This is a genomic window from Amycolatopsis sp. NPDC004772, assembly GCF_053601215.1.
The window spans coordinates 36,711-61,143 of the sequence record NZ_JBSGBK010000052.1; the positions used below are offsets into that span (position 1 = coordinate 36,711).

The window sequence follows — 24,433 nt, forward strand, 5'->3', positions numbered from 1 at the left end:
GACTGATTGCGGTACGCCCGTCAAGCAAAGTGTCTGGCAAAGTGCCGGTTTCACCCGGTCGGGCCAGTCGCGGTCCGTTCCGGAGGTGGCCCGTTTCGGCTGCGCTGCGTTACTGGACTGGACCAGTGCGGCGACTGGACCGAGGGCTGGTCTTGACCACTGGCCACGCTCCGTGGTGACGCTTCCCTAATTGGTCTGGACCACGTAACGTTTGCGCAAACGGCGCAAAACACCGCCCTGGTCCCCGCCGGCGGTGTCGGTGTCCGCCGTCCCTGCACCTGGCTCAAGGGAGAGCGATGTCCAGAAAGAGATGGCACCTCCTCGGTCTTTTCACCGCGGTCGGCGCGATCGCGGTCGGCCTCGTCACCGTGCCGGCGAGCGCCGCCGGTGGCGTCGGCGCCGCCTTCACCAAGGGGTCCGACTGGGGCACCGGGTACGAAGGCAAGTACACGATCAACAACGGTTCCGGCTCGACGCTGCCGAGCTGGACGGTCGAGTTCGACCTGCCGTCCGGCGCGAAGATCGCGTCGCTGTGGGACGGCAGCTATACCGCGTCCGGGCAGCACGTCACCGTCAAGAACTCCTGGAACGGCAACGTCGGCAACGGCGGTAGCGCCAGCTTCGGCTTCAACGTCGCCTACTCCGGCAGCTACTCGGCCCCGGCGAACTGCAAGCTGAACGGCGGCTCCTGCGACGCCGGCGGCGGCACGCCGACCACCACGCCGACCACCCCGACCCAGCCGACCACCACCCCGACGACGCCGACCACGCCCACCACCCCGACGACGACCACGCCGCCCCCGCCGGGTGGCCTGAAGAACGTCGGCTACTTCGTGCAGTGGGGCGTTTACGGGCGCAACTACCACGTCAAGAACATCGAGACGTCGGGCTCGGCGAGCAAGCTGACCCACATCAACTACGCGTTCGGCAACGTCAAGAACGGGCAGTGCACCGCGAACGACGACCCGTACGCCGACTACCAGAAGACCTACGACGCCGCGGGCAGCGTCGACGGTGTCGCCGACACCTGGGACCAGCCGGTCGCCGGCAACTTCAACCAGCTGCGCAAGCTGAAGAAGCTGCACCCGGGCCTCAAGGTGATCTGGTCGTTCGGCGGCTGGACCTACTCGGGCGGCTTCGGCCAGGCCTCGCAGAACGCGGCCGCGTTCGCGCAGTCCTGCTACAACCTGCTCAAGGACCCGCGCTGGGCGGACATCTGGGACGGCATCGACATCGACTGGGAGTACCCCAACGCGTGCGGCCTTTCCTGTGACACCAGCGGTGCCGCGGCCTACAAGAACCTGATGGCCGCGCTGCGGGCGAAGTTCGGCTCGTCGTTCCTCATCACCTCGGCGATCACCGCCGACGGCAGCAACGGCGGCAAGCTCGACGTCGCCGACTACGGCGGCGCGGCGCAGTACATCGACTGGTACAACGTGATGACGTACGACTACTTCGGCGCCTGGGCGGCGCAGGGTCCGACGGCCCCGCACTCGCCGCTGACGAACTTCAACGGCATCCCGACGCCGGGCTTCTACTCCGACGCGGCCATCCAGAAGCTGAAGAGCAAGGGCGTCCCGTCGAGCAAGCTGTTGCTGGGTATCGGCTTCTACGGCCGCGGCTGGACCGGCGTCACGCAGGACGCCCCGGGTGGCACCGCGACCGGCCCCGCGCCGGGCACCTACGAGCAGGGCATCGAGGACTACAAGGTCCTCAAGAACACCTGCCCGTCGACCGGCACCTTCGCCGGCACCGCGTACGCCAAGTGCGGCAGCAACTGGTGGAGCTACGACACCCCGGCGACCATCGGCGGCAAGATGTCCTACGCCAAGCAGCAGGGTCTCGGCGGTGCCTTCTTCTGGGAGCTGACCGGGGACACCACCGGCGGCGAGCTCATCACCGCGATGAAGAACGGCCTGTCATGACGCGCCGGTGGTTGCCCGCACTCGGGCTGGCGGCCGCGGCCGCCACGATCGGCGCGATGTTCGTGATCGCCCCGGCGAACGCGGCGGGCGGCGTGTCCGCGACCTTCGCGAAGGGCTCCGACTGGGGCACCGGGTACGAAGGCAAGTACACGATCGCCAACGGCTCGGGCTCGACGTTGCCGAGCTGGACGGTCGAGTTCGACCTGCCCAGCGGCGCGAAGATCTCCTCGCTGTGGGACGGCAGCTACACGGCGTCCGGGCAGCACGTCACGGTGAAGAACACGTGGAACGGCAACGTCGGCAACGGCGGTAGCGCCAGCTTCGGCTTCAACGTGACGTACTCCGGTTCGTACGTCGCGCCGTCGAACTGCAAGCTGAACGGGGGGTCGTGTGCCGCCGGGGGCACACCCCCCACGACCACGACGCCTCCTACGACGACGACCCCGCCGACGACGACCACCCCGCCCCCGCCGGGCGGCCGCGGTGCGCCGTACCTGTACATGGGCTGGGGCAGCCCGCCGAACCCGCAGACGGTGATGAACGCGACCGGGGTCAAGTGGTTCACCATGGCGTTCGTCAACGCCTCCGGTGGCTGCAACCCGGCGTGGGACAGCAGCCGGCCCCTGCAGGGCAGCGCGGACGCCACCGCGATCGCGCAGATCAAGGCGGCGGGCGGCCAGATCGTCCCGTCGTTCGGTGGCTGGAGCGGCAACAAGCTCGGGCCGAACTGCTCGACGCCGGCCGCGCTGGCCGGCGCCTACCAGCAGGTGATCAACGCCTACGGGCTGAAGGCGATCGACATCGACATCGAGAACTCCGACGAGTTCGAGAACGAGGCCGTGCAGGACCGCATCCTGAACGCGCTGAAGATCGTCAAGCAGAACAACCCGGGGATCCAGACGATCCTGACCTTCGGCACGTCGACGACCGGCCCGAACTACTACGGCAACCGGCTCATCGACCAGTCGAAGGCCCTGGGCGCGAACGTCGACGTGTTCACGATCATGCCGTTCGACTTCGGCGGCGGCGCGAACATGTACAACAGCACGGTGAGCGCGGCGAACGGCTTGCGCGACAAGCTGAAGTCGACGTTCGGGTGGAACGACGCCACGGCGTACGCCCACCTCGGCATCTCGGGCATGAACGGCCTGTCCGACCAGCAGGAGCTGACGGACCTGTCGACCTGGACCCAGATCACCAACTGGGCCAAGTCGAACAAGATCGCCCGCCTGGCGTTCTGGTCGGTCAACCGCGACCGGGGCTGCCCCGGCGGCGGCGTCCAGTCGGCGTGCAGCGGCATCGCCCAGAACGACTGGGACTTCACGAAGGTGACAGCGGGCTTCTGACGCCCTCGTGAGTGGTAAGGAGGGTTCTAACCCTCCTTACCACTCACGACATCCTTTTGACGGCGTCCCCGATCGCCTGGTCCAAAATGGACACACCCAGCGAGATCTCTTCTTCGGACGCCGTCAGCGGCGGCGCGATCCGGAACACCCCGCCCATCCCGGGCAGCTGCACGATGTTCATGTGCAGCCCGAGCTCCAGGCAGCGCTGGGTGACCCGCGCGCCCAGCTCGTCCGAGCTCCGCTTGGTCTCGCGGTCCACCACCAGCTCCAGCCCGGCCAGCAGGCCGCGGCCCCGGATGTCGCCGACGACCTCGTGGCGAGTCGCGATCTCCTCCAGGCCCCGGCGCAGCAACGCGCCCAGCGACAGGGCCCGCTCGTCGAGCCGGTCGCGGGTCAGCACGTCCAGCACGGTGTTGCCGACCGCCGCCGGGAGCGGGTCCGAGACGTGCGTCGTGAAGAACAGGTACCCGCGGTCGTGGGCCTCCTGCTCGATGGCTGCGCTGGTCAGCACGGCGGCGAGCGGGAGCCCGGCACCGAGCGTCTTCGACAGCGTCAGGATGTCCGGGACGACGCCGTCGCGCTCGAACGCGTACCAGTTTCCGGTCCGGCACAAGCCCGTCTGGGCTTCGTCGAGGATCAGCAGCATCCCGCGTTCACGGCACTTCTCGGCCAGCGCGGCGAAGTAACCCGGCGGCGGCTCGATGATCCCGCCCGAGCTCAGGATCGGCTCGGCCAGGAACGCGGCCAGGCTGCCGACCGACTGCGCGTCGATCAGCTCGAAGCCGAAGTCCAGCTGGCGACGCCAGTCCAACTCACCGGCCGCGTCGGTGAAGTCCGGGCGGTAGGCGTTCGGCGCCGGGATGGCGAAGTTGCCGGGCGCGGCCGGTCCGTAGCCGCGCCGGCCCGCGCTGTACGTCGCGCTCGCCGCGGCCTGCGTCATGCCGTGCCAGGAGCGGGCGAACGAGACGATCTCGTGCTTGCCGGTGACCAGCTTGGCCATCCGGACGGCGGCCTCGTTCGATTCGGCGCCCGTGGTCAGCAGCAACGCCTTCTCGAGCGGCGCCGGCAGTGTGTCGGCCAGCCGTCGCGCGAGGTCGACGACCGGGCGGCTCAGCATGCCGCTGAACAGGTGGTCGAGCTTGCGCACCTGCCGCTGGACGGTCTCGACGATCTCCGGGTGCGCGTGCCCGAGGATCGCGCTCATCTGGCCGGAGGTGAAGTCGAGGATCCGCCGGCCGTCCTCGGTGAAGACGAAACTGCCTTCGGCGTGGTCGATGATCTCGCGGGTGAAGGCGCCGCCGTAACGCACGAGGTGCCGGTCGACGTCGCCCCAGAAGGTGTCAGCCATGGCTTCGACGGTAAGTCCGCGGCGAGCGACACGTCCATCTCACAATTCCGGGTTCCTTGTTCGGTTTTGCCGCACAATCGGCGGATGCTGAACCCGTGGCGCCTGCGCCTGCTGAGCCGGCTCGACACGCTGGGCACGGTCCGCGCGGTGGCGCAGGACGCGAACCTGAGCGCGTCGAGCGTGTCGCAGCAACTGGCCGTCCTCGAAGCGGAAACCCGCACCCAGCTGCTGGAACGCACCGGCCGCCGGGTCCGCCTCACGCCGGCGGGCCTGATGCTGGCCCGCCGGGCGCGGGTGATCCTCGACCACATGGACACGGTCGAGGCGGAACTGCGCAGCCTCGGCGACGAGCCGGCCGGCCTGGTCCGGCTCGGCGCGTTCCAGAGCGCGATCCACACCCTGGCCGTCCCGGCGGTGACCCGGCTGGCGCACCCGGACCTCGAGGTCCAGCTCCTGGAGCTGGAACCGCACGAAAGCATCCCGGCCCTGCGCGGCGGCGACGCCGACGTCATCATCACCACGACCGACTTCGTCGAGGTCCCGTTGGGCCCCGACCTCGACATCGTCCCGCTGGCCACGGACCCGATCGTGCTGGTGACCCCGCCGGACGCCCCTCGCGGCCCGGCGGTCCTGTCGGCCTACGCGGACGCGGCCTGGGCGCTGGACATGCCGCAGTCGTACATGGCGAACCTGACGCTGCGCCTGTGCCGCGAGTCGGGCTTCGAGCCGCGGGTGGTGTGCCGCTTCAGCAACTACCTGATGACGTTGCAGCACGTCGAAGCCGGCTTGTCGATCGCACTGCTGCCGGGCCTGGCGGTGGACGGCCGGTACCGCGTGGCCACCCGCGAGCTGGCCACTCCGGTGACCCGCACGATCGTGGCGGCCACCCGCCGCGGATCCCCACCCCGCGCGGCGGTCAACGTGGTCCTCGAAGCCCTGCGGCAGCTGCCCGACCTGGCCGAGCGGGTCAGACTTCGGTCTTCTCCTTGACTGGCAGGGCCGGGCTCGCGCCCCAGGCCAGTTCGGTGACCACCCGCGCCGCGGCCGGGACCGCGGCCCGGACCGCCGCCGACAGGCCGAGGCCGCCGTCGACGCACGCCGGTTCGCAGCTCAGGACCAGGACCCGGCCCGCGTCGCCGCCCAGGAGCCGGAGGAGGCGGACGACCGCGTCGCCGGGGAGGTCGTGCGTGTCCGCCGCCGAGGCCAGGGACAGCGTGCCCGGTGCCTCGCCGTGCGGGGTGGCGTCGAGCAGAATCGTCGTGTCGTAGCCGCCGGTCAGGTCGTAGGCCAGGTGGACCGTGGCGATGTCGTAGTCGGCGATCTGCACCCACGGCGGCAGGCCCGCCCGGTCCAGGTCCCGGAGCACTTCGACACCGAAGCCGTCGTCGTGCAGGAAGACGTTGCCAATACTCGCGACCAGGACTCGTGGCCTCATTGCGCAACCTCCTGGGGTGCCCACCCAGGCTAGAACTGTGAAGTGGATCACACAATAGCTAGTGCTGGTGCTCCCGCTCGTCCTGCACGGTTTCGGCCCGCGCCAGCCACAGGTCGGCCTCGTGAGCCGCCCCGCGCGCCCGCAGCATGCGCGCCAGGCTGAGCATGCCCTGGACGTCGCCGGTCTCGGCGGCGCGGCGGAACCACAGCTCGGCCGCCGCCAGGTCCTCGCGGTGCTCGGCGAGGTGGCCGAGGTTCGTCAGGGCCGGGACGCTGCCGTGCTCGGCGGCCTTCCGGTACCACGCGGCGGCTTCGCCCTCGTCGCCGCGGTTGCGGGCCAGGACGCCGAGGTTGGTCATCGCCGCCGGGTCGCCGTGCTCGGCCGCCTCCAGGTACCAGTTCTCCGCCTCTTCGACGTCGCCGCGGCGGTGCAGCAGCAGCCCGAGGCGGGTGATCGCCTCGAGGTGGCCGCCCTTCGCGCCCTGGCGGTACCACGATTCGGCGTCGCCCGGCCGGCCCAGCCGCTCGGCCTGCCGGCCGAGCTGGCAGGTGGCCGCGAGGTCACCGGCCTGGACCGCGGACCGCCACCAGCGGCCGGCCTCGGCGGCCTGACCGCGGTCCCGCAGCACGAGACCCAAGTCGATCATCGCGCCGGTGAAGCCCGCCTCGGCGGCCTGCCGCAGCCACGACTCGGCCTCTTCGCCCTTGCCCTCTTCCCGCAGGATGCGGCCCAGCGCCGCCATCGAGGGCAGGTCGCCGGTCCGGGCCGCCTCGCCGTACCAGTGCCGGGCGTCTTCGCGCTTGCCGCGCCGCTCGCAGGACTTGGCCAGGTACTGCATCCCGTGCGGCTCGCCGGCCAGCGCGGCCTCGTGGTACCAGCGCTCGGCCTCCTCCTGGGCGCCGCGTTCGGCGAGGAGGTGGGCCAGCGCCGTCATCGAGACGCGGTCGCCGCCCATCGCGGCCTTGCGGTACCACGACTCGGCCTCGGCCGGCTCTCCGCGCTCGCGCATCGCCTGGCCCATCCGGGCCATGGCGACGACGTTGCCGCCCTCGGCGGCTTTGCGCTGGAAGAACTCGTCGAACTTCTTGAGCCGGCCGGGCATCGGCTGCTCCCTCCGGATGGGTCCTGCTCCGGTAGTCGCAGAAGATCGGCTCCGTGTGACAGTTCCGCCGTGGGTGGGCGACGTCACATTCGCGCCAGGTCGTCGTGTCGGCGCGGTTGTCCCGCGCCGGCAGAGGTGAGACTACGCCGCGCGACCGCGCAGGTGAGAGGAGAAAATCGTGGCGGCCCGGGGTTTTCGGCTGAGCGTGACGCAGCGAACTCTGCTGGTAATCGCGATTCTGGCCGTCGCGCTCTTCGGGTACTGGGCGACGAGAGGCGCGGGCGCGGCCCCGCCGGCCTCGGATGCGCCGGTGCCGGTCAGCGCGGCCGACGCGCAGAAGCAGCTCGGCGAGCTGACCATCGCCGCGCGGACGTCCATGGACGGCTATTCGCGGGAGAAGTTCCCGCACTGGGACAGCCAGGGGTCAGGCTGTGACACCCGCGAAGTCGTCCTCAAGCGCGACGGCAAGGACGTCAAGACCGACAAGGACTGCAAGGCGCTGTCCGGCACCTGGACCAGCGTCTACGACGACGAGACCTGGACCAAGGCGACCGACCTCGACATCGACCACATGGTCCCGCTCGGGCAGGCGTGGGCGAGCGGCGCGAAGTCGTGGACGACCGAGAAGCGCGAGCAGTTCGCCAACGACCTGACCCGGCCGCAGCTGTTCGCCGTCACCGACAACGTCAACCAGCAGAAGAGCGACAAGGCGCCCGACCAGTGGAAGCCGCCGCTGGTGGCTTTCTGGTGCACCTACGCGACGGATTGGATCGTCGTGAAGCACTACTACGGGCTGACCATCACGCAGGCCGAGAAGACCGCCTTGACCGACATGCTGCGCCGCTGCTGAGCTGGGCCGCGTGACGACTTTCGCGCTGATCCACGGAGGCGGCGGCAGCGGCTGGGACTTCCACCTGCTCATCCCGGAGCTCGAGGCCCGTGGGCACGACGCCGTTGCCCCCGACCTGCCGATCACCGACCGCGCGGCCGGGCTGGCCGAGTTCACCGAGACGGTCCTGGCCGCGCTGGGCGACCGCACGGACGTCGCCGTCGTCGGCCATTCGTACGGCGGGTTCACCGCGCCGCTGGTCGCCGCGAAGGTCCGGGCGCGGCTGCTGGTGTACCTGGCCGGGATGGTCCCGGCGCCGGGGGAGCAGCCGGGCCAGTGGTGGGGCAACACCGGCTTCGAGTCGCCGAAGGGCCTGACCGAAACCGAGCAGTTCTTCAACGGCGTCCCGGCGGAGCTGGCCGAGGCGTGCCAGGCGCACGGGCGCGAGCAGGTCAGCAAGGAGTGGGACGAGCCGTGGCCGCTCCCGGCCCACCCGGACGTGCCGACCCGGGTGCTGCTGGCCCGCGACGACCGGTTCTTCGTCCCGGACTTCCAGCGGCGGGTGGCCCGCGAGCGCCTCGGCATCGAGCCGGACGAGCTCGACGGCCCGCACTGCGTACCGCTCAGCCACCCCGGTCCGCTGGCCGACCGCCTGGTGAGTTACCTCTGATTGCGCCGATCGGCGCTTAAAGGTCTAGACCTATTGACTGTGTGGTCCAGGCCACTTACGGTCTGGACCAGCGGCGAACCCGCTCGCGTCACCTCCACCCGGTCCCCACCACGGAGGTTCCATGCGTCTCGCGCACGTCCTCGCCCTGACGGCCCTCGCCGCCGGCAGCCTCCTCGTCGCCCCCGCCCCCGCCCCCGCCGCCGAGGCCGCGGCCCTGCCCGCGTGCCAGCACTTCTACTCCGGCCCCATCCCCGATCGCCCGGTCACCGGCGGGCACGGCCCCGGCACGCTCGTCGGCGCGGTGGACGTCGGCAACCGGCTGCCCGCGCCCGGCTCGGTCAGCGGGGGACTGGGCAGCGACGGCAAGGTCACCTTCACGTTCGCCCGGGTCGCCGGCGCGAAGGCCTACCGGGCTTTCCGCAACGGTCAAGCCCTGCAGTGGATCAGCGACTGGGGCCAGCCGACGCTCACCGTCACCGACGCCAGTCCCTGCCAGAACGCGAACTACCAGCTCTACGCGATGACGGCGGAGGACAACTCCCCGGGCTCGCTCGGCCAGATCTCCACGGCCTACCGCCTCGACGGCGCGAACCGGCTCGCCGCGTACCGCATCCCGGCCGGCACCACGCTGAACTACCGCGTCACGGCGTACAACGACGTCGCCCAGACCGCCCTCGGCTACCAGGCCGGTCCGGGCTTCTGCGCCGTCGACGCCCGGCTCGTCCCGTGGGGCACCCGGTTCTCCGTGCCCGGCTATGGCGAGTGCTACGCGGCCGACATCGGGAGCTGGATCAAGGACGACATCGTCGACGTCTGGCTGCCCGGATCGCAAGCCGACGCCTGGGGCATTCAGCGGCTCACCCTCACCGTGCGGTAGACCACCTGACCGCCGAAAGGCCGTGACGGCCTCCTTGCCGACGTCCCCCATCTGCCCCGGCAAGGAGGCTTTCACGGGGGTCCGGGTGGCGGAGCCCCCGGCGCGGGGCGGAGCCCCGGATGACACGAGGCTTTCACGGGTCACCAGCGGTCGAGGTGCAGGACTTCCTCGAGGGGTTGGCGCGCCGCCGGCTTGAACGTCTCGCCCGTGTAGAACGCCGTCGGGATCAACGCCGCCTGGTGGACGTTCTTCGGCAGCTCCAGTACCTCGGCCGCCTCCTGCTCGTACTTCAGGTGCAGCGTCGTCCACGCCGTCCCGAGCGTCACCGAGCGGGCCGCCAGCATGTAGTTCCACACCGCCGGCAGCAGGGACGCCCACAGCCCCGCCTGGTTGCCGGCCGGCAGTTCCGACGACGGCGTTTCCAGGCAGGGGACGACCAGCACCGGGACGTCGCCCATCCGGTCGGCCAGGTAGGCGACGCTGTCGCCGACCCGCTGCTGGACCGCGGCCCGCGCCGGGTCGTCCGCGAACAGCTTGCCCGCGGCGTTCGGCGACTCGAGGTACTCGTGGCACGCCCGGCGGTAGATCTCGCCGAGCGCGGCCCGCTGGCCGGCGTCGGTGACGACCAGCCACTGCCACCGCTGGGTGTTCGAGCCGCTCGGCGCCTGGAGCGCGACCTGCACGCAGTGCTTGACCAGGTCGAGCGGCACCGGGCGCTCGAGGTCGAGGCGCTTGCGGACGGTCCTGGTCGTGGTCAGCAGCTCTTCGGGCGTCATCATCGGCCCATCATGCCGGGCTCACCAGCGATCGTGCACCAGCGGCCGGATGAGCTCGTCGTAGGTTTCGCGCACGCCCGCCTGCGCCTCCGACGACAACGACTGCAGCGATGCCGCCGCGGTGTTCGCCTCCGCCTGCCCGGCGTTGCGGGCGCCCGGGATGACCGTGCTGACGCCCGGCTGGTCGATGATCCAGCGCAGCGCGAACTGGGCGAGCGTCTGGCCGGACGGCACGAGCCCGCGCAGCCGTTCGACGGCCTCCAGGCCCACCTCGTAGGGCACGCCGGAGAACGTCTCGCCGACGTCGAAGGCGTCGCCGTGGCGGTTGTAGTTGCGGTGGTCGTTCTCGGCGAACGTCGTCTGCGCGGTGTAGCGGCCGGACAGCAGGCCGGACGCCAGCGGCACGCGCGCGATGATGCCGGCGCCCGCCTCCGCCGCCGCGGGCAGCACCCGCTCCAGGGGCTTGAGCCGCAGGCAGTTGAGGATGATCTGGACGGACGCCACGTTCGGCCGGGCCAGCGCGGTCAGCGCCTCTTCGCAGGTCTCGACGCTGACGCCGTACGCCTTGATGCGGCCCTCGTCGACCATCGCGTCGAGGGCGTCGTACACCGCGTCGGAGGAGTACACCGGCGTCGGCGGGCAGTGCAGCTGGACCAGGTCGAGCGTGTCGACGCCGAGGTTGCGGCGCGACCGGTCGTTCCACTCGCGGAAGTTGGCGGCGACGTAGTTCTCCGGCACCTGCTCGACCCGGCGGCCCATCTTGGTGGCCACGAAGATGCCCCCGCGCTCGGCGAGGAACCGGCCGACCAGCCGCTCGCTGCGGCCGTCGCCGTAGACGTCGGCGGTGTCGAAGAAGGTGACACCGTTGTCGGCGGCCGCGTGCAGCACGGCCAGCGCGTCGTTCTCGTCGACCTCGCCCCAGTCCGCCCCGAGCTGCCAGCAGCCGAGCCCGACGGCGGACACCTCACGGCCCAGGCGGGCGATCTTCCGGTTCTCCATGCCGCGATCCAAGCACACGACCGGCGCCTATGATCGGCCGTCATGGCCATGACTGCGGGTCCGGAAGGACTGGGGACCCGGATGCGTCACGTCCTCGAGGTCCTCGACGGCGACATCGCGAAGTTCCTCGCCGACATCGGCCTCGACGATTACCGGCCGCGGTACTCGCCGGTGGTGCGGGCGCTGCTCGCGCGCGGCCCGCTGGCCATCCGCGACCTCGCCGGGGAGATGCGCGTGACGCACTCGGCGGCCAGCCAGACCGTCGCGCAGATGAACCGGGCCGGGTTCGTCAGCCTGGAGCCGGGCGCTGACGCCCGCCAGCGGATCGTGTCGCTCACGCCGCGGACGCGCGAGCTGTTGCCGCTGATCGAGGCGGAGTGGACGGCGACCACCGAGGCCACGGAGGCGCTGGAAGCCGAGTTGCCGTACTCGCTGCGGGCCCTGCTGGACGCGCTCACCGCGGCCCTGGAGCGCAAGCCGTTCCGGGAGCGGATCGGGGAGACCGACGCCGCGCGCGAACTGCGCTGATCAGGCGTCCGGCAGCGCGAACACGGCCCAGACGTACTTGCCGCCGGGGCAGCGTTCGAAGCCCCAGTCCAGCGACAGCGCCTGGACCAGGACGAGCCCCCGGCTGCGCGCCTCGGCCGGGGACGGCGCGCGCAGCTCGGGCAGCATCCGGCCGGTGTCGTGCACCCGCAGCGTCAGCCGGCCGCCGGCGTACTCCAGCTCGAGCCGCTGGGGCCGGTCACCGTGCTCGAAGGCGTTGGTGACCAGCTCCGACGTCGCCAGCAGGACGTCTTCGAGCTGCTGCTCCCGCACGCCGAGGCGCAGCAGCGCCGTCCGGACCTCGTGCCGGGCCAGTGCCGGAGCCGTGACGTCGGCCGGGAGGAGCACCCTCAGCGAGGCGGCCGCCGCGGCGGAACGCTGCGGCATTCTCGACGTCGTCATCCGGTCCCCCTCCCAGTGAGTTCGGTACCGCCCGCCAAGTACCCAAGTGGCGGATGGGCTAATCAGGTGCCGTCGGCCAGCTCGGATTCGTCCAGGCCGGACCGCAGTTTCTTCAGCGTCGCGGCCAGCAGCCGCGACACCTGCATCTGGGACACCCCGACACGGCGCGCGATGTCCGACTGGCTCATCCCCGAGCCGAACCGCAGCGCGACGATCTTGCGCTCCCGCTCCGGCAGGCTCTCCAGCATCGGGCGCAGCGCCTCACGCAGCTCGGCCTGGCCGAGCTCGGCGTCCGGGGCCCCGAAGCGCGTGTGCGCCGCGTTCTCCAGCAGGTGGTCCAGCGACGCGCCGTACCGGCCCTGACCGGCGCGGAGTCCCTCGTAGACGTCCTCGATGGGCACCCCGAGCCGCGCGGCGATCTCACTCGGCTTCGGCGCGCGCGAGAGCTGCACGGTGAGCTCCTCGCGCGCCGCGGAGATGTTCGCGTTCAGCTCCTTGAGCCGCCGCGGCACCCGCACCGACCAGCTGTTGTCCCGGAAGTGGTGCCGCAGCTCCCCGGAGATCGTGGGGACGGCGAACGCGAGGAAGTCCGTCCCCTGTTCGGGGTCGAACCGGTCGACGGCGTGGATCAGCCCGACCGTGGCGATCTGGATCAGGTCCTCCATCGCCTCGTCCCGGTTGCGGAACTTCCGGGCCAGGTTCCGCGCCAGCTCCAGGTGCGCGCGCACGAGGGTGTCGCGGATGCGCTCGCGCTCCGGCGAGCCCGCCGCCGCGGCGGCGAGTTGGCGGAACAGCGCGCCGACGTCGAGGTCGCCCTCGCTGCTCCCGGCGGGATCGCTCACGAGTCCGCCGCCTGGCTCTCCCGGACGAGGTCCACTCGCGACAGGTAGCCGCCGTTCTCCGGCGTGATCGTGCGCTCGGCCGACGTCGCGAGCGCGGTCAGCAGCTGCCACGACAGGCCGGCGTCGTCCTCGTGGTCGGCGCTGTCGGCCAGCACCGACACCGAGACCTCGATGCGCGGCCCGTTCCAGGAGAAGACGCAGGTCAGCCGGCCGTCCGAACTGGCGGGGAGCAGCAACGAGCACGCCTCGTCCACCGCCATCCGGAGGTCCTCGACGGCGTCGAGGTCGAAGTCCTGGCGCATCGCGATGTCGGCCACGATGGTCCGCAGCGTGGGCACGACGTGCGGGATCGCGGCCGTCCGCACCTCGATGACCTGCGCGCCTTCCGGGACGAGCGGGGCGTTGTCCTCCACGTTTGTTCCTTTCTCCGCACTCGCGCTGCCGGGGATCGGCGGTCTCTGCCACGCCCGGTCAGCGAGATGCCCGTGGGGTGAGCAAACCAAACCCGGGTTTGATCCGCTCCACCGGCGGGCATGTAGCGGTCGACACGGGAGATCCTGGGAAAGGCGGGGACGACATGGCTGACGTGAGCCGGCTGCCCAACGTGGTTGCTGAAGAGTGGGAATGGCAGCTGCGCGGCTCCTGCCGGGGTGCGGACAGCAGCCTGTTCTTCCACACGGACAACGAGCGGGGCTCGGCGCGGGAGCGGCGGGAGTCGCGCGCCAAGGCCATCTGCCAGACCTGCCCGGTCCTGGCCCAGTGCCGCACGCACGCGATGACCGTACAGGAGCCGTACGGCATCTGGGGCGGCCTCGGCGAGATCGAGCGGCGGCAGTTGTTCCTGCGCCAGCGCAGGGCGGCGCGGAAGGCCGTCGGTGCGCACTGAGCAGAGCGCTGAGCAGGCAGGATTTGATCGCCGGTGAGCAGTACACGCGAAAGGGCGGCGGCCGTGGCGGGTGCGGTCGCTTCCTGGGTTAGGGTTGGCCCCGGAGTTGCCTTGACCGTGCCAGGCGCGAGCTTTGGAAAGGCACGGTGACACGGTTGCCGCTTGAGACAACAGGCGCGTACCCGGCGCAGGAGCAGCGCCTGACGAGGAGAAACTGCATGCCCGCAGCCGACCAGAACGCCACCCCGCCCGGGTTCGGCATCACGCTGGACACCGACGCGACGGAACCCCGGGTGGTGGTCACCGGCGAGCTCGACCTGCTGACCAGCCCGCAGCTGCAGGAGGCCCTGGCGGGGCTGATCGCGGACAAGCGCGCGCAGCGGGTCGTGGCCGATCTGACCGGGGTGACCTTCTTCGATTCCTCCGCGCTGAACGTGGTGCTCCGCGCACAACGCCAGGCCGGCGAGCAGGATGTCGAACTCGCGGTCGTCCCGAGCCCCGCGGTGAGCCGCGTGATCGAGCTCACCGGCGTGGCCGAACACCTGAGCGTGTCGGAAGACCCCCAAGCCTGACCGCCCGCTACGGTTCCGCGGACTGATTTCGTTCGCGGACCTGGGGGCGGCACGATGATGGGGCGGACGCACGCCCTGACCGGCTGGTGCGCGGGCTTGGCCCTGGCGCCCGCGGTGGGGGCGGGTTCGGTGCACCAGGCGGTCGTCTTCGCGGCGACCACGGCGGGGTTCGCCCTGCTGCCCGACCTCGACCACCCCGGGGCGAGCGCGTCCCGCCTCCTCGGCTGGCTGACGGGCGCGTTGTCCTGGGTGCTGCGCCGCGTCTCGGCGGGCTTCTACGCGCTGACGAAGGGCCCGCGGGACGAGAAGGTCTCCGGCAAGCACCGCCACCTGTCCCACACGGTCCTGTTCGCGGCCGGCCTCGGCCTGCTGACGTCGTGGGGCACGACGGAAGGCGGCCCGTGGGCGGTCGTCGGCGTGGTCGTCTTCGGCCTGATGCTGGCCGAAGGCGCCCTGGGCGACTGGCTCCTGCCGGTGAGCGGCGCGGCGGTGGCGTGGTGGTTCTTCACGGCCCCGCCCGATCGGGCGGGTGAACTGGAGTCCATTTCGGGCTGGCTCGGGATCGCGGTGGCGGCCGGGTGCCTGACCCACTGCCTGGGCGACGCGCTGACCGAGGCCGGGTGCCCGTTCCTGTTCCCGATCCCCATCGCGGGCGAGACGTGGTACGAGATCCGGCCGCCGCGGGTGCTGCGCTTCCGGACCGGCAAGAAGGTCGAGAAGCGGCTCATCTTCCCGGTGTTCGCGCTGCTCGGGGTGCTGCTGGTGCCGGGCGTGTGGGAGCACACGGTGAGCACGTTCGAGCGGCTGTTCATCCCGCCGACGAGCCAGCGGGCGACCACGCCTTGAACCGTTCCGCCGCGGCGGCGGTGTCGGTGTAGTCGCGGGAGCGGGCGATCCGCCCGTCCCGGACGGTGAGGACCATGACGTAGGAGACGGCGAAGGCCGTGCCGCGGACTTCCTGGTGCAGGTCGAACTCGGCGACCAGGGTGCCGGGGTCGTTCGTCTCGTGGACCACGACGTTCTCGGCCTTGGTGACCCGCCGCGACTCGGCGGCGGCGCGAAAACGGCGGCGCAGCTCTTCGCGGCCCTCGGTCACGCGAGGCACGCCCGGGAGGGTGAACGGCATCTCGAGGACGACGTCTTCGGCGTACAGGTCGGCGAGGTCGTCCCAGCGGTTCTCCACCGAGGCGGCGAGGAACCGGTCGAACACCGCCCGCGTGAGCTTCGAAGCGGCCGAAACGTTCGGGTAGTCGCGGTAGGACGTGATTTCGCCGTCCGCGACCGTCACGATCCCGACCGAGGACGGGAACTCCACACCGGGGCCCGAGACGACCACCTCCACCACGAAACCCGACTCCGAGAGGGTGGTCGTGACCTGCGCTCCCGTCAGGCCGGCCGCCCGGGCCCGGGTGCCGCCGTCGGTCAACGTCGACACCACGGCCTCGCGTCCTTCGATCCGCTGTCCCCGGAACGGCACCTCGAACACCGCGTCGGCGGCGATCAGGGAAGCGAACCGGGAGGCGTCGAAGGTGGCCATCCCCTCGCGGACCAGGGCGGCGATTTCGGGGGTGGTCTGCGGCATCGGAATTCTCCTGCCAAACTGGGCGTTGAATCGGAACGGTGGGCCCGCTTAGGACGATACGGAGCGATCGTTCCGGTTGTCAACGAGGAGAAACTGATGGAGAAGATGCGCGCCGACGCCCGGCGCAACCGGGCCAAGGTGCTGGCCGCCGCCGAGGAGGCCTTCGCGCTGGACGGCCTCGCCGTGCCGCTCGACGACATCGCGCGGCTCGCGGGCGTCGGGGCCGGGACCGTCTACCGGCACTTCCCCAGCAAGGAAGCCCTGTTCCAGGCCGTGGTCCTCGAACGGATCCAGCAGTTCGCCGAGGAAGCCCGCGCGCTCGCCACTGCGGAGGACCCCGGCGAGGTCTTCGTCGACTACTTCGTCCGGGTGATCAAGCAGGCGTCCCTCAACCGGGCGATCTGCGACGCCCTGGCTGAGTCCAGCGGCCACGCCTTCAAGGCCGGCGCGGGCGAGGAGTTCCGCGCCGCGCTGGCCGAGCTGCTCGCCCGGGCGCAGGCGAGCGGCACCATCCGCCCCGACATCGACGGCGACGACCTGCGGGCGCTCATCGTCGGTTGCCTCGCCGTCGAGCGGTACGCCCCGGGCAGCGCGCACCTGGTCCGGGTGGTCGTCGATGGCCTGCAAGCCGCGCAGGCCGGGAAATCTCCGGGGTGCGCATCGGGTAACACGACGTAAGATCAACGCGAGTTAGTCCTCGTACCTGCGCTGCGCGTGGCGAGGGGGTGCCCGGATGAGCGGCCGACCTACCTGGGGCTCCGCCGCGGTCACGGGGCTCGCCGGGTTCGCCACCGGCTTGCTGGTCGCCGCGTTGCTCATCGCCGGGCGGAGCACGCCTCGCACCGTCGACACCATCACGCCGCCGACCAAGACCGTTGCCGCGGTTCCCGTCACCGTCACCACCTCCGCGCCGCCGTCCACGGTCACGTCCGTGGAGATCTCTCCGCCGACGACCACCACCAGCTTCGTCGAGGTCACTGTGGAGCCGACGCCCTCGGCCACCCCCACCTCGCAGACGCCCGTGTTGCCGTTCACCAGCGGATGGCGCGACTGAGGATGCAACCCGGCGGCCGCCGGTTCCGTCTGGTCGGCATGCGTTACGCACTGGGGTTCGCGATGCTCCTGACGGCGGGTTGTGCCGGGCCGGAGCTGGCCTGCACGGCCATCGGCGTCCCGATCGGCATCAGCCTGTCCGTCCCGGCCCCCAACGGCATCGCGAAAGCCGCCCTCGAAGCCTGCTGGCGCGGCCAGTGCCTGACGCGCGACCTCGGTCTTTACCCCGAGACGTCGGCGGGCGCGACGACCTGCACCGGCACCGGCCCGGACAGCTCGTGCGGCACGTCGATGGTCCCGACCGGCGGGCTCCACGGCTTCGCGGACCTCCCCGGCCTGCCCGCCGAACCGGTCCGGGTCACCGTCCGGTTCGACGACGGGAAACCGCACACCATCGAGGTGACGCCGGCCTTCGTCGAGGCGAACGGGCCCGGCTGCGGGAAGGGCGGCCCGCAGGCGCAGCTCGTGGCCGGTCCCGACCACGAGCTGCGGGTGCGTTAGCCGACGTCCCGGCGCTTCCAGCCGGTCAGCCCGGCGACCAGCGCGACGACGGCCACCGCCACCAGCCACACCAGCGGCGTCGCGGTGAACTCCTGGCCCGGGATCTTCGGCGGGTGCTGGAACGGCGAGACGTCCAGCACCACCTGCGGCAGGTTGACGATCGGGCCGAACAGGCTCAGCAGCAGCGCCAGCGCCCCGACCGCCCACGCCGCCGCCGAGAAGCCCGGCAGCAGCCCGAAGATCGTCACCGCGAGCGCGACCACCACCCAGGCCGCGGGCAGCTGGACGAGCATCCCGGACAGGGTGTCCGCGAGCGAGCCGCCGACGTCGCCGGTGCGCAGCCCGTTCGCCAGGCCCATGAACACCCCGCCGGACAGCAGCAGCGCCGCCGTGCCGAAGAAGGCGAACACCAGGTGGCCGCCCGCCCAGCGCAGCTTCCCGACGCTGGTGGCCAGCACCGGTTCGAGCCGGATCGCGGTCTCCTCGCCGCGCATCCGCAGCACCGCCTGGACGCCGTAGAGCGACGCGACCATGGCGAACATCCCGGCCATCGCGGCGAGGAACGCCTGCGTCAGCGCGTGGCTGCCGCCGAGCCGCTCGAAGATCTGCTGCGCCTGCGGGCTCGAGCCGACCAGGTCGCCGATGCCGCTGGCGATCGAGCCGAACACCGCGCCGACCACGGCCGTGCCGATGAGCCAGCCCAGCAGCGGACCCCGGTGCAGCCGCCAGGCGAGGGCGAGCGGGGAGCGCAGGCTCGCCGCGGCGCGGGCCGGACCCGGGCGGGGCGGCAGGATGCCGACGCCGACGTCGCGGCGGGGTAGCAGCCAGTACCCGGCCGCGCCGACGACCAGCGCGAACCCCGCCGGCAGCAGGAGCACCCACCAGCGTTCCCCGGCGAACGCCCGCACCTGCTGCACCCAGCCGATCGGCGACAGCCAGGACAGCCAGCGGGCGTCCACAGTGGAATCCCCGGCGCCGCGGAGCAGGAACGCGGCGCCGACCACGGCGGTCCCGATGCCGTTGGCGGTCCGGGAGTACTCGGCCAGCTGGACGGCGACCGCCGCGACGGCCGTGAACACCAGCCCGGCCAGGGCTTCCGCCGCGCCGAAGGCGAGCGAACCGGCCGCGGGCAGGCCGGCGCCGATCAGCGTGACCGCCTGGATCAGCCCGGTCAGCACGCTCGCGCCGCCGGCCACCAGCAGCGCCGCCGTCAACGCCGCGTACCGGCCGACCACCGCGGACGCGAGCAGTTCCGCGAGCCCGGTGTCCTCTTCGGCGCGGGTGTGCCGGGTGACCGTGAAGACGGCCATCAGCCCGGTGAGCAGCGCCAGGAACCCGCACATGCGCCAGGCGATGAACCCGCCGGCCGTCGTGAGGTCGAAGGGCGGGCCGTAGAGCAGCGCGTAGGACGGGTTGGCGTTCGCGCCCGCCTGCAGGGCGAGCCGGTCGGCGACGGTCGGGTAGAACTGCGTGAACGTGTTGACCGTGCTCGCCGGGACGACGCTGAGCAGGACGATCCAGATCGGCAGGACCACGCGGTCGCGGCGCAGCGCGAGCCGGGTGAGGTGCCCGGTGCCGGCCAGTTCGTGCGCGGGCGCCACCGCGGCTTCGGGGCGGGTGAGCGTCGCGGTCATTTCGCGCCCGCTTCGGTCGTGTAGTGGCGCAGGAACAGCTCCTCCAGCGTCGGCGGCTGGCTGACCAGGCTCCGGACGCCGACCTCGGTGAGCTGCCGGAGAGCTTCGTCGAGCGAGCGCGTCTCGACGTCGAAGCGGACGCGGTTGCCTTCGACCTTGAGGTCGTGGATGTCGGCCAGCTCGGTGAGCCCGTTCGGCGGCCCGGCGAGCTCGGCGGTGATCGACGTCCGGGTCAGGTGCCGCAGCTCGGCGAGCGTGCCCGACTCGACCGTGCGGCCGTTGCGGATGATGCTGACCTTGTCGCACAGCGCCTCGACCTCGGCGAGGATGTGGCTGGAGAGCAGCACGGTCCGGCCCTGCTCGCGCTCCTCCTGGATGGCGTCCTGGAAGGTCGCCTCCATCAGCGGGTCGAGGCCGGACGTCGGCTCGTCGAGGATCAGCAGGTCCACGCGGGAGGCGAGGGCGGCGACGATGGCGACCTTCTGCCGGTTGCCCTTCGAGTACGTCCGCCCCTTCTTCTTCGGGTCGAGGTCGAAGCGCTCGATGAGGTCCGCGCGGCGCTTCTCGTCCAGGCCGCCGCGCAGGCGCCCGAGCAGGTCGATCACCTCGCCGCCGGAGAGGTTGGGCCAGAGGTTGACGTCGCCGGGCACGTAGGCCAGGCGGCGGTGCAGGCTCGCGGCGTCCTTCCAGGGGTCGCCGCCGAGCAGCCGGACGTCCCCCGAGTCCGCGTGGAGCAGGCCGAGCAGCACCCGGACGGTGGTCGACTTCCCCGCGCCGTTGGGGCCGAGGAAGCCGTGCACCTCCCCAGCGGGTACCTGCAGGTCCAGGCCGTCGAGGGCCTTGGTCCGGCCGAACGACTTGTGCAGGCCGGTGACCGAAATGGCGTTTTCCATGGTTCGGAAGCTACACTCGCTTCACGAAGTTGTGAAGTTAAGAAAATGTCTAGATCGAGTGATCATGGGGGATGGGTACGGAAGGATGGGCCGATGACGACGCCTGAAGTGCAGCGAGATGAAGACGCCGTCCGCCGGTACGTCGAGAGCCTGGGGCTCGTGCTGTCGCAGATCGGGATGCAACGCATGCCGGCGCGGGTGTTCGCCGCGCTGATGACCACCGACGAGGGCCGGCTGACCGCCGCCGACCTGGCCGCCCAGCTGTCGGTCAGCCCGGCCGCGGTGTCCGGCGCGGTCCGCTACCTCGAGCAGATCGGCCTGGTCGCCAAGGAGCGCGAGCCCGGCGAGCGCCGTGACCACTACCGCCTCTACGACGACCTCTGGTACGCCACGTTCATGAAGCGCGACCGCATGATCATCATGTGGCGAGACGCGGCCGAGAACGGCATCGACGCCCTCGGCGAGGACACCCCGTCGGGCAAGCGGCTCGCCGAGATGCGGGACTTCCTGTCGTTCATGCTCGAGGAGCTCAACAACATGTACGAGCGCTGGCACAAGATGCGCGAGGAGAAGAACGCCTAATCGCGCCGGGTCGCCACGCACCGGGTGGCCGCGCTCCGGAACATGACCTCGGCCGAGCCGGCTGGCAGGGTGGTCTGATCCACTCCAGCCATCCGGCGGCAGCCGCTACAACGCGGCGAGCAACGTGTCCGCGAGTCGCTCGGCGAAGTCGGCGGGCTCGCGCTCTTCGAACGTGGCCAGGAACGCCTGCTGGAAGCAGGCCCCCAGCAGCAGGGCCGCGGCCGCCTCGACGTCGGCCTCCGCCTTGATCCGGCCCAGGGCCCGCTCCGCCCGCAGGTAGTCCGCGACCCCGCGCAGGGGCAGGTGCGGGCCGTGTCCCCGCAACCGTTCGCGGTGGGAGCGCAGCAGTTCCTTCGACGAGAACATCGAGACGGCGATCGGGAAGCTGTCGACGTAGAACGCCAGGCCGAGCCGGGTAAGGCGGACGAGGTTGTCCCGCAGCGGCGCCCGTCCGGGGTCCGCGGTCAGCTCGGCGAGGAGGGTGCCCAGCGCGGGCAGTTCCTCGGCCAGCACGCTGCGGAACAGGTCGGTCTTGTCGCGGAAGTGCTTGTAGAGCATCGCCTCCGAGTAACCCGCGGTCTGCGCGATGACCTTCGTCGTCGCGTGGGCGTAGCCCTGCTCGCGCATCACCTTCGCGGCCGCGGCGACGATCTCTTCGCGGCTTCCCATAGCGGCTCCCTGAGTGCGTTCTCAGCGTGGTTAGTGAACACTCACCCTACCTGGTGAGTGTTCACTAACCGAGGAGGAAACCGATGAGGATCACCGTGCTGGGCGCCACTGGCGGCGTCGGCGGCGAGGTCGTCAAGCAGGCACTGGACCGCGGCTGGCACGTGACGGCGGTGGTGCGCGACCCCGCCCGGTTCGCGCTGCCGGCCGAAGTCGTCGTCGCGGGCCTGCACGACCGGGAGAAGCTGGCGGCCGCCGTCGAAGGCCGGGACGCCGTCATCTCGGCGGTGGGCTCCCGCGACCGCGGGCCGACCACGGTCTGCGCGGACGGGGCCCGCGCGGCGATCGGGGCCGGGGCGAAGCGCCTGCTGGTCGTCAGCGCCAGCGGCATGCACACGGAAGGGGACGGCTTCTTCACGCGCTCGCTGGTGAAGCCGCTGCTCAACACCTTCCTGAAGCACGGCTGGGCGGACATGCTCGCGATGGAGGCCGTGGTCGAGGCGACCGACCTGGACTGGACGATCGTCCGCCCGCCGATGCTGCTCGACGGCCCGCGGACCGGGGCCGTGCGGAGCCGGCTCGACGGGAACGTCCGCACGTTCACCATCCGCCGCGCCGACGTCGCCGCCTACCTGCTCGACGCCGTGGCCGACCCCACGCTGATCAGGCAGAAGGTTTCGATCGCGCACGGCTAGCGTCAAGGGATGGTGCTGCTCGCTCAGGCTCGGTACGTCAAGCGCAAGACCCCGCGGCTCCCCGGCGCGGCGGGGCCGGCGGACGGGCTCGTCCCGGGTGCCGGCGAGCCCTTCCGGCTCGCCGTGCTCGGCGAGTCCACAGTGGACGGCGTCGGCGCGGCGGACCACGGGGAAGCGCTCACCGGCTGCCTCGCCCGCGAGCTGGCCCGCGACGGCCGGGCGGTGCGCTGGCAGGCGGTCGGCCGGACCGGCGCCAACGCCCGGGTGGTCCGCGCCGAGCTCGTCCCGCTGGTCCGCCCGGCCGACCTGGTCGTGATCGCTCTCGGCGTCAACGACACCATCGAGCTCCGGACGGCCCCCGCCTACCGCCGCGACCTCCTACGCCTGGTGCTCGACCTGCGCGGGCGGCTGGGGCCGGTCGACGTCCTGCTGGCCGGGGTGCCGCCGATGTCCCGCTTCCCGGCCCTGCCCCGCCCGCTGCGTGACGTCCTTGCGGCTCGTTCGGCCGCGTTGGACAAGGCCGCCGCGACGCTCGGGAGGGTCCCCGGCGTCCGGCACCTCCCGATGGATCCCGCGCTGCTGGACCCGGCCGCCTTCGCGAGCGACCGGTTCCACCCGGGCCCGGCCGGCTACGCCCGCTGGGCCGGAATGCTGGCACACGCGGTGATCAGTTAGCAGCTCTGCGTCGATCTTCAAAAAAAATCGGCGATTCGGGTATCTGGCGGCGCCCTCACTGCGTCCTGTGGAGCAGCCAAGCACGGAGGAACACGACAGGGGGTGTCGCGTTCGCAGTGATCGCGGTGGCCGGGAGCCGAGGGGGCTTCCGGACACCGTCGGCCGGGTGCCCTTCGGGGGAGGGGACATCCGGCGGGGGCCCGTTGGGGAGCGGGTCCTTGAGGGAGGGGAGTACCGGCCGGTGCGGGTCCACGCGCGCCGGCCGGTACCTCACGGATTTGCCATTGACCGGTAGTGCACGACCGACGAAGTAAGTGACCTTGATGTATCCGAGATCCACCTGCACGCTCCTTCCCCCCGAAGGACCCGCGATACTGCCAACGCCGACTCGAAGACTCTTCCGAAGAGGGGCAGATACGGTGACCGACGTGCAAACCACAGAGGTAGATCCGCCGTGGGAGGGCCTGACCGGCGCCGAACTGCACGCTGCGTGCATGCAGGCCGCCAGAGACGGTGACCGCCGGGCGATGGCCCGCCTCGTCGAAGAGCTGACCCCGCTCGTCTGGCACGTCGCCCGGGCCAACGGGCTCGACCGCGCGGTCGCCGAGGACGTCGTCCAGACCGTCTGGCTCGCGCTGTTCAGCCAGCTCGGCAAGCTCCGCGACCCCAAAGCCCTCGCCGCCTGGCTGATCACCACCACCCGCCGCGAGGCCACCCACCCGTTCGGCCGCCGCATGCAGCCGGTGCCGCTGAGTGACGAGGTGGCCGAGGCGATGCCGAGCACCCAACCGGCACCCGAGGACGAAGCCGTCCGCGCCGACCGCGACCGCCGGGTCTGGCGCGCCTTCGTCCGGCTGCCCCACCGCTGTCAGGAACTGCTCCGGCTGACCGTGCTCGCGGGTCGGGCGGAGTACCAGCTCGTCGCCGAGGCGCTGCGCATGCCGCGCGGCAGTGTCGGACCGACCAGGGGTCGCTGCCTCGACCAGATGCGCGATCTCCTCGCCAGTGAAGGGGGAAGCCGATGAACGACCTCGGGGCGCCGGGGGGCCAAGCCTCCTTCGGTGACGACGTGCTGCTGGCCGACATCGGCCGTTTCCTCGACGAGCTGGACCCGCCACCGGGAGACCTGGTGCAGCGGGTCCAATTCGCGCTCGCCCTGGAGGACCTCGACGTCGAGGTCGCCCGCTGGGAGCGGCTGGACAACCTGGCCGGCGTCCGCGGCGGCGGCACCGGCACGATCACGTTCACCGTCAGCGACCTGACGGTGATGATCAACCTGACCAAGATGGGCAAGCTCCACCGCATCGACGGCTGGCTGGTACCCGCCGGCCAGTACGGCGTCGAGGTGCGGGTGGCCGAGCACGGGACGTCGTCGACCATGGCGGACGAGGGCGGCCGGTTCGTGCTCGACAACGTGCCGCGCGGGACGACGCAGATCCTCGTGCACCTGGGTGACGTGTCCTGCCGGCGAACGGTCGTGACGCCGACGGTCGTGCTCTAGCTGTGATGTCCAGGGAGGTTGGTCAGCCGGGTGACCGGCGGTTTGCCGCCGGTTGAGCTGTGGGGTCGGTGATGATTGTAGAAGTGCAGCCAGCCC

Annotated in this window: 30 protein-coding genes; 18 read left to right on the forward strand and 12 right to left on the reverse strand. The window is 71.4% G+C overall.

Annotation, left to right across the window (positions count from 1 at the left end; genetic code table 11):
• Nucleotides 1–296: 296 nt before the first annotated feature.
• Together ACWEF6_RS27325 and ACWEF6_RS27330 are read left to right on the forward strand one after the other, a co-directional pair.
• Nucleotides 297–1,925, forward strand: coding sequence for a glycosyl hydrolase family 18 protein (locus ACWEF6_RS27325; RefSeq protein WP_449685539.1), 1,629 nt, complete (start codon nucleotides 297–299; stop codon nucleotides 1,923–1,925).
• Complete coding sequence (locus ACWEF6_RS27330; RefSeq protein WP_449685540.1) at nucleotides 1,922–3,271, forward strand: cellulose binding domain-containing protein; 1,350 nt, start codon at nucleotides 1,922–1,924, stop codon at nucleotides 3,269–3,271. Before ACWEF6_RS27325 ends, ACWEF6_RS27330 begins: the two co-directional genes overlap by 4 nt.
• 43 nt (nucleotides 3,272–3,314) lie before the next feature.
• On the opposite strand, the gene ACWEF6_RS27335 is transcribed toward ACWEF6_RS27330, so the two are convergent.
• Nucleotides 3,315–4,619 carry an aspartate aminotransferase family protein gene (locus tag ACWEF6_RS27335; RefSeq protein ID WP_449685541.1) on the reverse strand — a complete coding sequence of 435 codons (1,305 nt, stop codon included), beginning with the start codon at nucleotides 4,617–4,619 and terminating at the stop codon, nucleotides 3,315–3,317.
• Between the two features lie 84 nt (nucleotides 4,620–4,703).
• On the opposite strand from ACWEF6_RS27335, the gene ACWEF6_RS27340 reads away from it, so the two are divergent.
• Nucleotides 4,704–5,609: a LysR family transcriptional regulator gene (locus ACWEF6_RS27340; protein ID WP_449685542.1), complete on the forward strand. Its 906-nt coding sequence runs from the start codon at nucleotides 4,704–4,706 to the stop codon at nucleotides 5,607–5,609.
• Here ACWEF6_RS27340 and ACWEF6_RS27345 read toward each other — a convergent pair.
• The gene (locus ACWEF6_RS27345; protein ID WP_449685543.1) at nucleotides 5,587–6,054 is read right to left on the reverse strand and encodes a hydrogenase maturation protease; all 468 of its coding nucleotides are present in this window, start codon (nucleotides 6,052–6,054) and stop codon (nucleotides 5,587–5,589) included. The two genes, ACWEF6_RS27340 and ACWEF6_RS27345, sit on opposite strands and share 23 nt — an antisense overlap.
• A 58-nt stretch (nucleotides 6,055–6,112) precedes the next feature.
• Nucleotides 6,113–7,156, reverse strand: a complete 1,044-nt coding sequence (locus tag ACWEF6_RS27350) for a tetratricopeptide repeat protein (protein ID WP_449685544.1) — start codon at nucleotides 7,154–7,156, stop codon at nucleotides 6,113–6,115.
• A gap of 178 nt (nucleotides 7,157–7,334) precedes the next feature.
• On the opposite strand from ACWEF6_RS27350, the gene ACWEF6_RS27355 reads away from it, so the two are divergent.
• The 3 genes from ACWEF6_RS27355 (at nucleotide 7,335) to ACWEF6_RS27365 (ending at nucleotide 9,532) form a co-directional block, all read left to right on the forward strand.
• A complete protein-coding gene (locus ACWEF6_RS27355; RefSeq protein WP_449685545.1) occupies nucleotides 7,335–8,006 on the forward strand; it encodes an HNH endonuclease family protein in 672 nt (223 codons plus the stop codon).
• A 10-nt stretch (nucleotides 8,007–8,016) separates the two neighbouring features.
• Nucleotides 8,017–8,655 (forward strand): alpha/beta fold hydrolase, encoded by a 639-nt coding sequence (locus ACWEF6_RS27360; protein ID WP_449685546.1) that lies wholly within the window; start codon nucleotides 8,017–8,019, stop codon nucleotides 8,653–8,655.
• A 121-nt stretch (nucleotides 8,656–8,776) separates the two neighbouring features.
• Nucleotides 8,777–9,532 carry a 3D domain-containing protein gene (locus tag ACWEF6_RS27365; RefSeq protein WP_449685547.1) on the forward strand — a complete coding sequence of 252 codons (756 nt, stop codon included), beginning with the start codon at nucleotides 8,777–8,779 and terminating at the stop codon, nucleotides 9,530–9,532.
• Nucleotides 9,533–9,672: 140 nt separating this feature from the next.
• Here ACWEF6_RS27365 and ACWEF6_RS27370 read toward each other — a convergent pair whose 3' ends face one another.
• Together ACWEF6_RS27370 and ACWEF6_RS27375 are read right to left on the reverse strand one after the other, a co-directional pair.
• Entirely contained in the window at nucleotides 9,673–10,311 is a 639-nt protein-coding gene (locus tag ACWEF6_RS27370; protein ID WP_449677415.1) for a nitroreductase family protein, read from the reverse strand.
• 18 nt (nucleotides 10,312–10,329) lie between these two features.
• On the reverse strand, nucleotides 10,330–11,307 hold the full coding sequence (locus tag ACWEF6_RS27375; RefSeq protein WP_449685548.1) for an aldo/keto reductase: 978 nt from the start codon (nucleotides 11,305–11,307) through the stop codon (nucleotides 10,330–10,332).
• Between the two features lie 48 nt (nucleotides 11,308–11,355).
• Here ACWEF6_RS27375 and ACWEF6_RS27380 point away from each other — a divergent pair, with 48 nt between their 5' ends.
• Nucleotides 11,356–11,835, forward strand: a complete 480-nt coding sequence (locus tag ACWEF6_RS27380; RefSeq protein WP_449685564.1) for a MarR family winged helix-turn-helix transcriptional regulator — start codon at nucleotides 11,356–11,358, stop codon at nucleotides 11,833–11,835.
• Here ACWEF6_RS27380 and ACWEF6_RS27385 read toward each other — a convergent pair whose 3' ends face one another.
• The 3 genes from ACWEF6_RS27385 to ACWEF6_RS27395 all read right to left on the reverse strand — a co-directional run bounded on the left by ACWEF6_RS27385 (nucleotide 11,836) and on the right by ACWEF6_RS27395 (nucleotide 13,510).
• Nucleotides 11,836–12,255: an ATP-binding protein gene (locus ACWEF6_RS27385; RefSeq protein WP_449685549.1), complete on the reverse strand. Its 420-nt coding sequence runs from the start codon at nucleotides 12,253–12,255 to the stop codon at nucleotides 11,836–11,838.
• A gap of 62 nt (nucleotides 12,256–12,317) precedes the next feature.
• On the reverse strand, nucleotides 12,318–13,097 hold the full coding sequence (locus ACWEF6_RS27390) for a SigB/SigF/SigG family RNA polymerase sigma factor (protein ID WP_449685550.1): 780 nt from the start codon (nucleotides 13,095–13,097) through the stop codon (nucleotides 12,318–12,320).
• Nucleotides 13,094–13,510 carry an anti-sigma factor gene (locus ACWEF6_RS27395; RefSeq protein WP_449685551.1) on the reverse strand — a complete coding sequence of 139 codons (417 nt, stop codon included), beginning with the start codon at nucleotides 13,508–13,510 and terminating at the stop codon, nucleotides 13,094–13,096. The genes ACWEF6_RS27390 and ACWEF6_RS27395 overlap by 4 nt, the downstream gene beginning before the upstream one ends.
• A 164-nt stretch (nucleotides 13,511–13,674) precedes the next feature.
• On the opposite strand from ACWEF6_RS27395, the gene ACWEF6_RS27400 reads away from it, so the two are divergent.
• From ACWEF6_RS27400 to ACWEF6_RS27410, 3 genes are all read left to right on the forward strand, one after another.
• Nucleotides 13,675–13,983: a WhiB family transcriptional regulator gene (locus ACWEF6_RS27400; RefSeq protein WP_400865238.1), complete on the forward strand. Its 309-nt coding sequence runs from the start codon at nucleotides 13,675–13,677 to the stop codon at nucleotides 13,981–13,983.
• Nucleotides 13,984–14,201: 218 nt separating this feature from the next.
• Nucleotides 14,202–14,555: an STAS domain-containing protein gene (locus ACWEF6_RS27405; RefSeq protein ID WP_003078104.1), complete on the forward strand. Its 354-nt coding sequence runs from the start codon at nucleotides 14,202–14,204 to the stop codon at nucleotides 14,553–14,555.
• Nucleotides 14,556–14,612: 57 nt separating this feature from the next.
• Nucleotides 14,613–15,401 carry a metal-dependent hydrolase gene (locus ACWEF6_RS27410; RefSeq protein WP_310968499.1) on the forward strand — a complete coding sequence of 263 codons (789 nt, stop codon included), beginning with the start codon at nucleotides 14,613–14,615 and terminating at the stop codon, nucleotides 15,399–15,401.
• Here the strand turns inward: ACWEF6_RS27410 and ACWEF6_RS27415 are convergent.
• The gene (locus ACWEF6_RS27415; RefSeq protein ID WP_449685552.1) at nucleotides 15,364–16,137 is read right to left on the reverse strand and encodes a nuclear transport factor 2 family protein; all 774 of its coding nucleotides are present in this window, start codon (nucleotides 16,135–16,137) and stop codon (nucleotides 15,364–15,366) included. The two genes, ACWEF6_RS27410 and ACWEF6_RS27415, sit on opposite strands and share 38 nt — an antisense overlap.
• A gap of 96 nt (nucleotides 16,138–16,233) precedes the next feature.
• Between ACWEF6_RS27415 and ACWEF6_RS27420 the strand changes: the two genes are divergently transcribed.
• The 3 genes from ACWEF6_RS27420 to ACWEF6_RS27430 are packed head-to-tail and all read left to right on the forward strand — an operon-like array spanning nucleotide 16,234 to nucleotide 17,691.
• On the forward strand, nucleotides 16,234–16,815 hold the full coding sequence (locus ACWEF6_RS27420; protein WP_449685553.1) for a TetR/AcrR family transcriptional regulator: 582 nt from the start codon (nucleotides 16,234–16,236) through the stop codon (nucleotides 16,813–16,815).
• Between the two features lie 55 nt (nucleotides 16,816–16,870).
• On the forward strand, nucleotides 16,871–17,191 hold the full coding sequence (locus ACWEF6_RS27425; protein WP_449685554.1) for a hypothetical protein: 321 nt from the start codon (nucleotides 16,871–16,873) through the stop codon (nucleotides 17,189–17,191).
• 38 nt (nucleotides 17,192–17,229) lie between these two features.
• Entirely contained in the window at nucleotides 17,230–17,691 is a 462-nt protein-coding gene (locus tag ACWEF6_RS27430) for a hypothetical protein (protein WP_449685555.1), read from the forward strand.
• Here ACWEF6_RS27430 and ACWEF6_RS27435 read toward each other — a convergent pair.
• Both ACWEF6_RS27435 and ACWEF6_RS27440 read right to left on the reverse strand, forming a co-directional pair.
• Nucleotides 17,688–19,325: an ABC transporter permease gene (locus ACWEF6_RS27435; protein ID WP_449685556.1), complete on the reverse strand. Its 1,638-nt coding sequence runs from the start codon at nucleotides 19,323–19,325 to the stop codon at nucleotides 17,688–17,690. The genes ACWEF6_RS27430 and ACWEF6_RS27435 overlap by 4 nt on opposite strands.
• Nucleotides 19,322–20,218: an ABC transporter ATP-binding protein gene (locus tag ACWEF6_RS27440; protein WP_449685557.1), complete on the reverse strand. Its 897-nt coding sequence runs from the start codon at nucleotides 20,216–20,218 to the stop codon at nucleotides 19,322–19,324. The genes ACWEF6_RS27435 and ACWEF6_RS27440 overlap by 4 nt, the downstream gene beginning before the upstream one ends.
• Nucleotides 20,219–20,311: 93 nt before the next feature.
• On the opposite strand from ACWEF6_RS27440, the gene ACWEF6_RS27445 reads away from it, so the two are divergent.
• Complete coding sequence (locus ACWEF6_RS27445) at nucleotides 20,312–20,800, forward strand: GbsR/MarR family transcriptional regulator (RefSeq protein ID WP_310968076.1); 489 nt, start codon at nucleotides 20,312–20,314, stop codon at nucleotides 20,798–20,800.
• A gap of 105 nt (nucleotides 20,801–20,905) precedes the next feature.
• On the opposite strand, the gene ACWEF6_RS27450 is transcribed toward ACWEF6_RS27445, so the two are convergent.
• Nucleotides 20,906–21,469 carry a TetR/AcrR family transcriptional regulator gene (locus ACWEF6_RS27450; protein WP_449685558.1) on the reverse strand — a complete coding sequence of 188 codons (564 nt, stop codon included), beginning with the start codon at nucleotides 21,467–21,469 and terminating at the stop codon, nucleotides 20,906–20,908.
• 83 nt (nucleotides 21,470–21,552) lie between these two features.
• Between ACWEF6_RS27450 and ACWEF6_RS27455 the strand changes: the two genes are divergently transcribed.
• The 4 genes from ACWEF6_RS27455 (at nucleotide 21,553) to ACWEF6_RS27470 (ending at nucleotide 24,337) form a co-directional block, all read left to right on the forward strand.
• Nucleotides 21,553–22,161, forward strand: a complete 609-nt coding sequence (locus ACWEF6_RS27455; RefSeq protein WP_449685559.1) for an NAD(P)-dependent oxidoreductase — start codon at nucleotides 21,553–21,555, stop codon at nucleotides 22,159–22,161.
• Between the two features lie 9 nt (nucleotides 22,162–22,170).
• Entirely contained in the window at nucleotides 22,171–22,836 is a 666-nt protein-coding gene (locus ACWEF6_RS27460; RefSeq protein ID WP_449685560.1) for an SGNH/GDSL hydrolase family protein, read from the forward strand.
• 419 nt (nucleotides 22,837–23,255) lie between these two features.
• Nucleotides 23,256–23,861: an RNA polymerase sigma factor gene (locus tag ACWEF6_RS27465; protein WP_176173576.1), complete on the forward strand. Its 606-nt coding sequence runs from the start codon at nucleotides 23,256–23,258 to the stop codon at nucleotides 23,859–23,861.
• Nucleotides 23,858–24,337, forward strand: coding sequence for a carboxypeptidase regulatory-like domain-containing protein (locus ACWEF6_RS27470; RefSeq protein ID WP_449685561.1), 480 nt, complete (start codon nucleotides 23,858–23,860; stop codon nucleotides 24,335–24,337). Before ACWEF6_RS27465 ends, ACWEF6_RS27470 begins: the two co-directional genes overlap by 4 nt.
• Nucleotides 24,338–24,433: the final 96 nt, after the last annotated feature.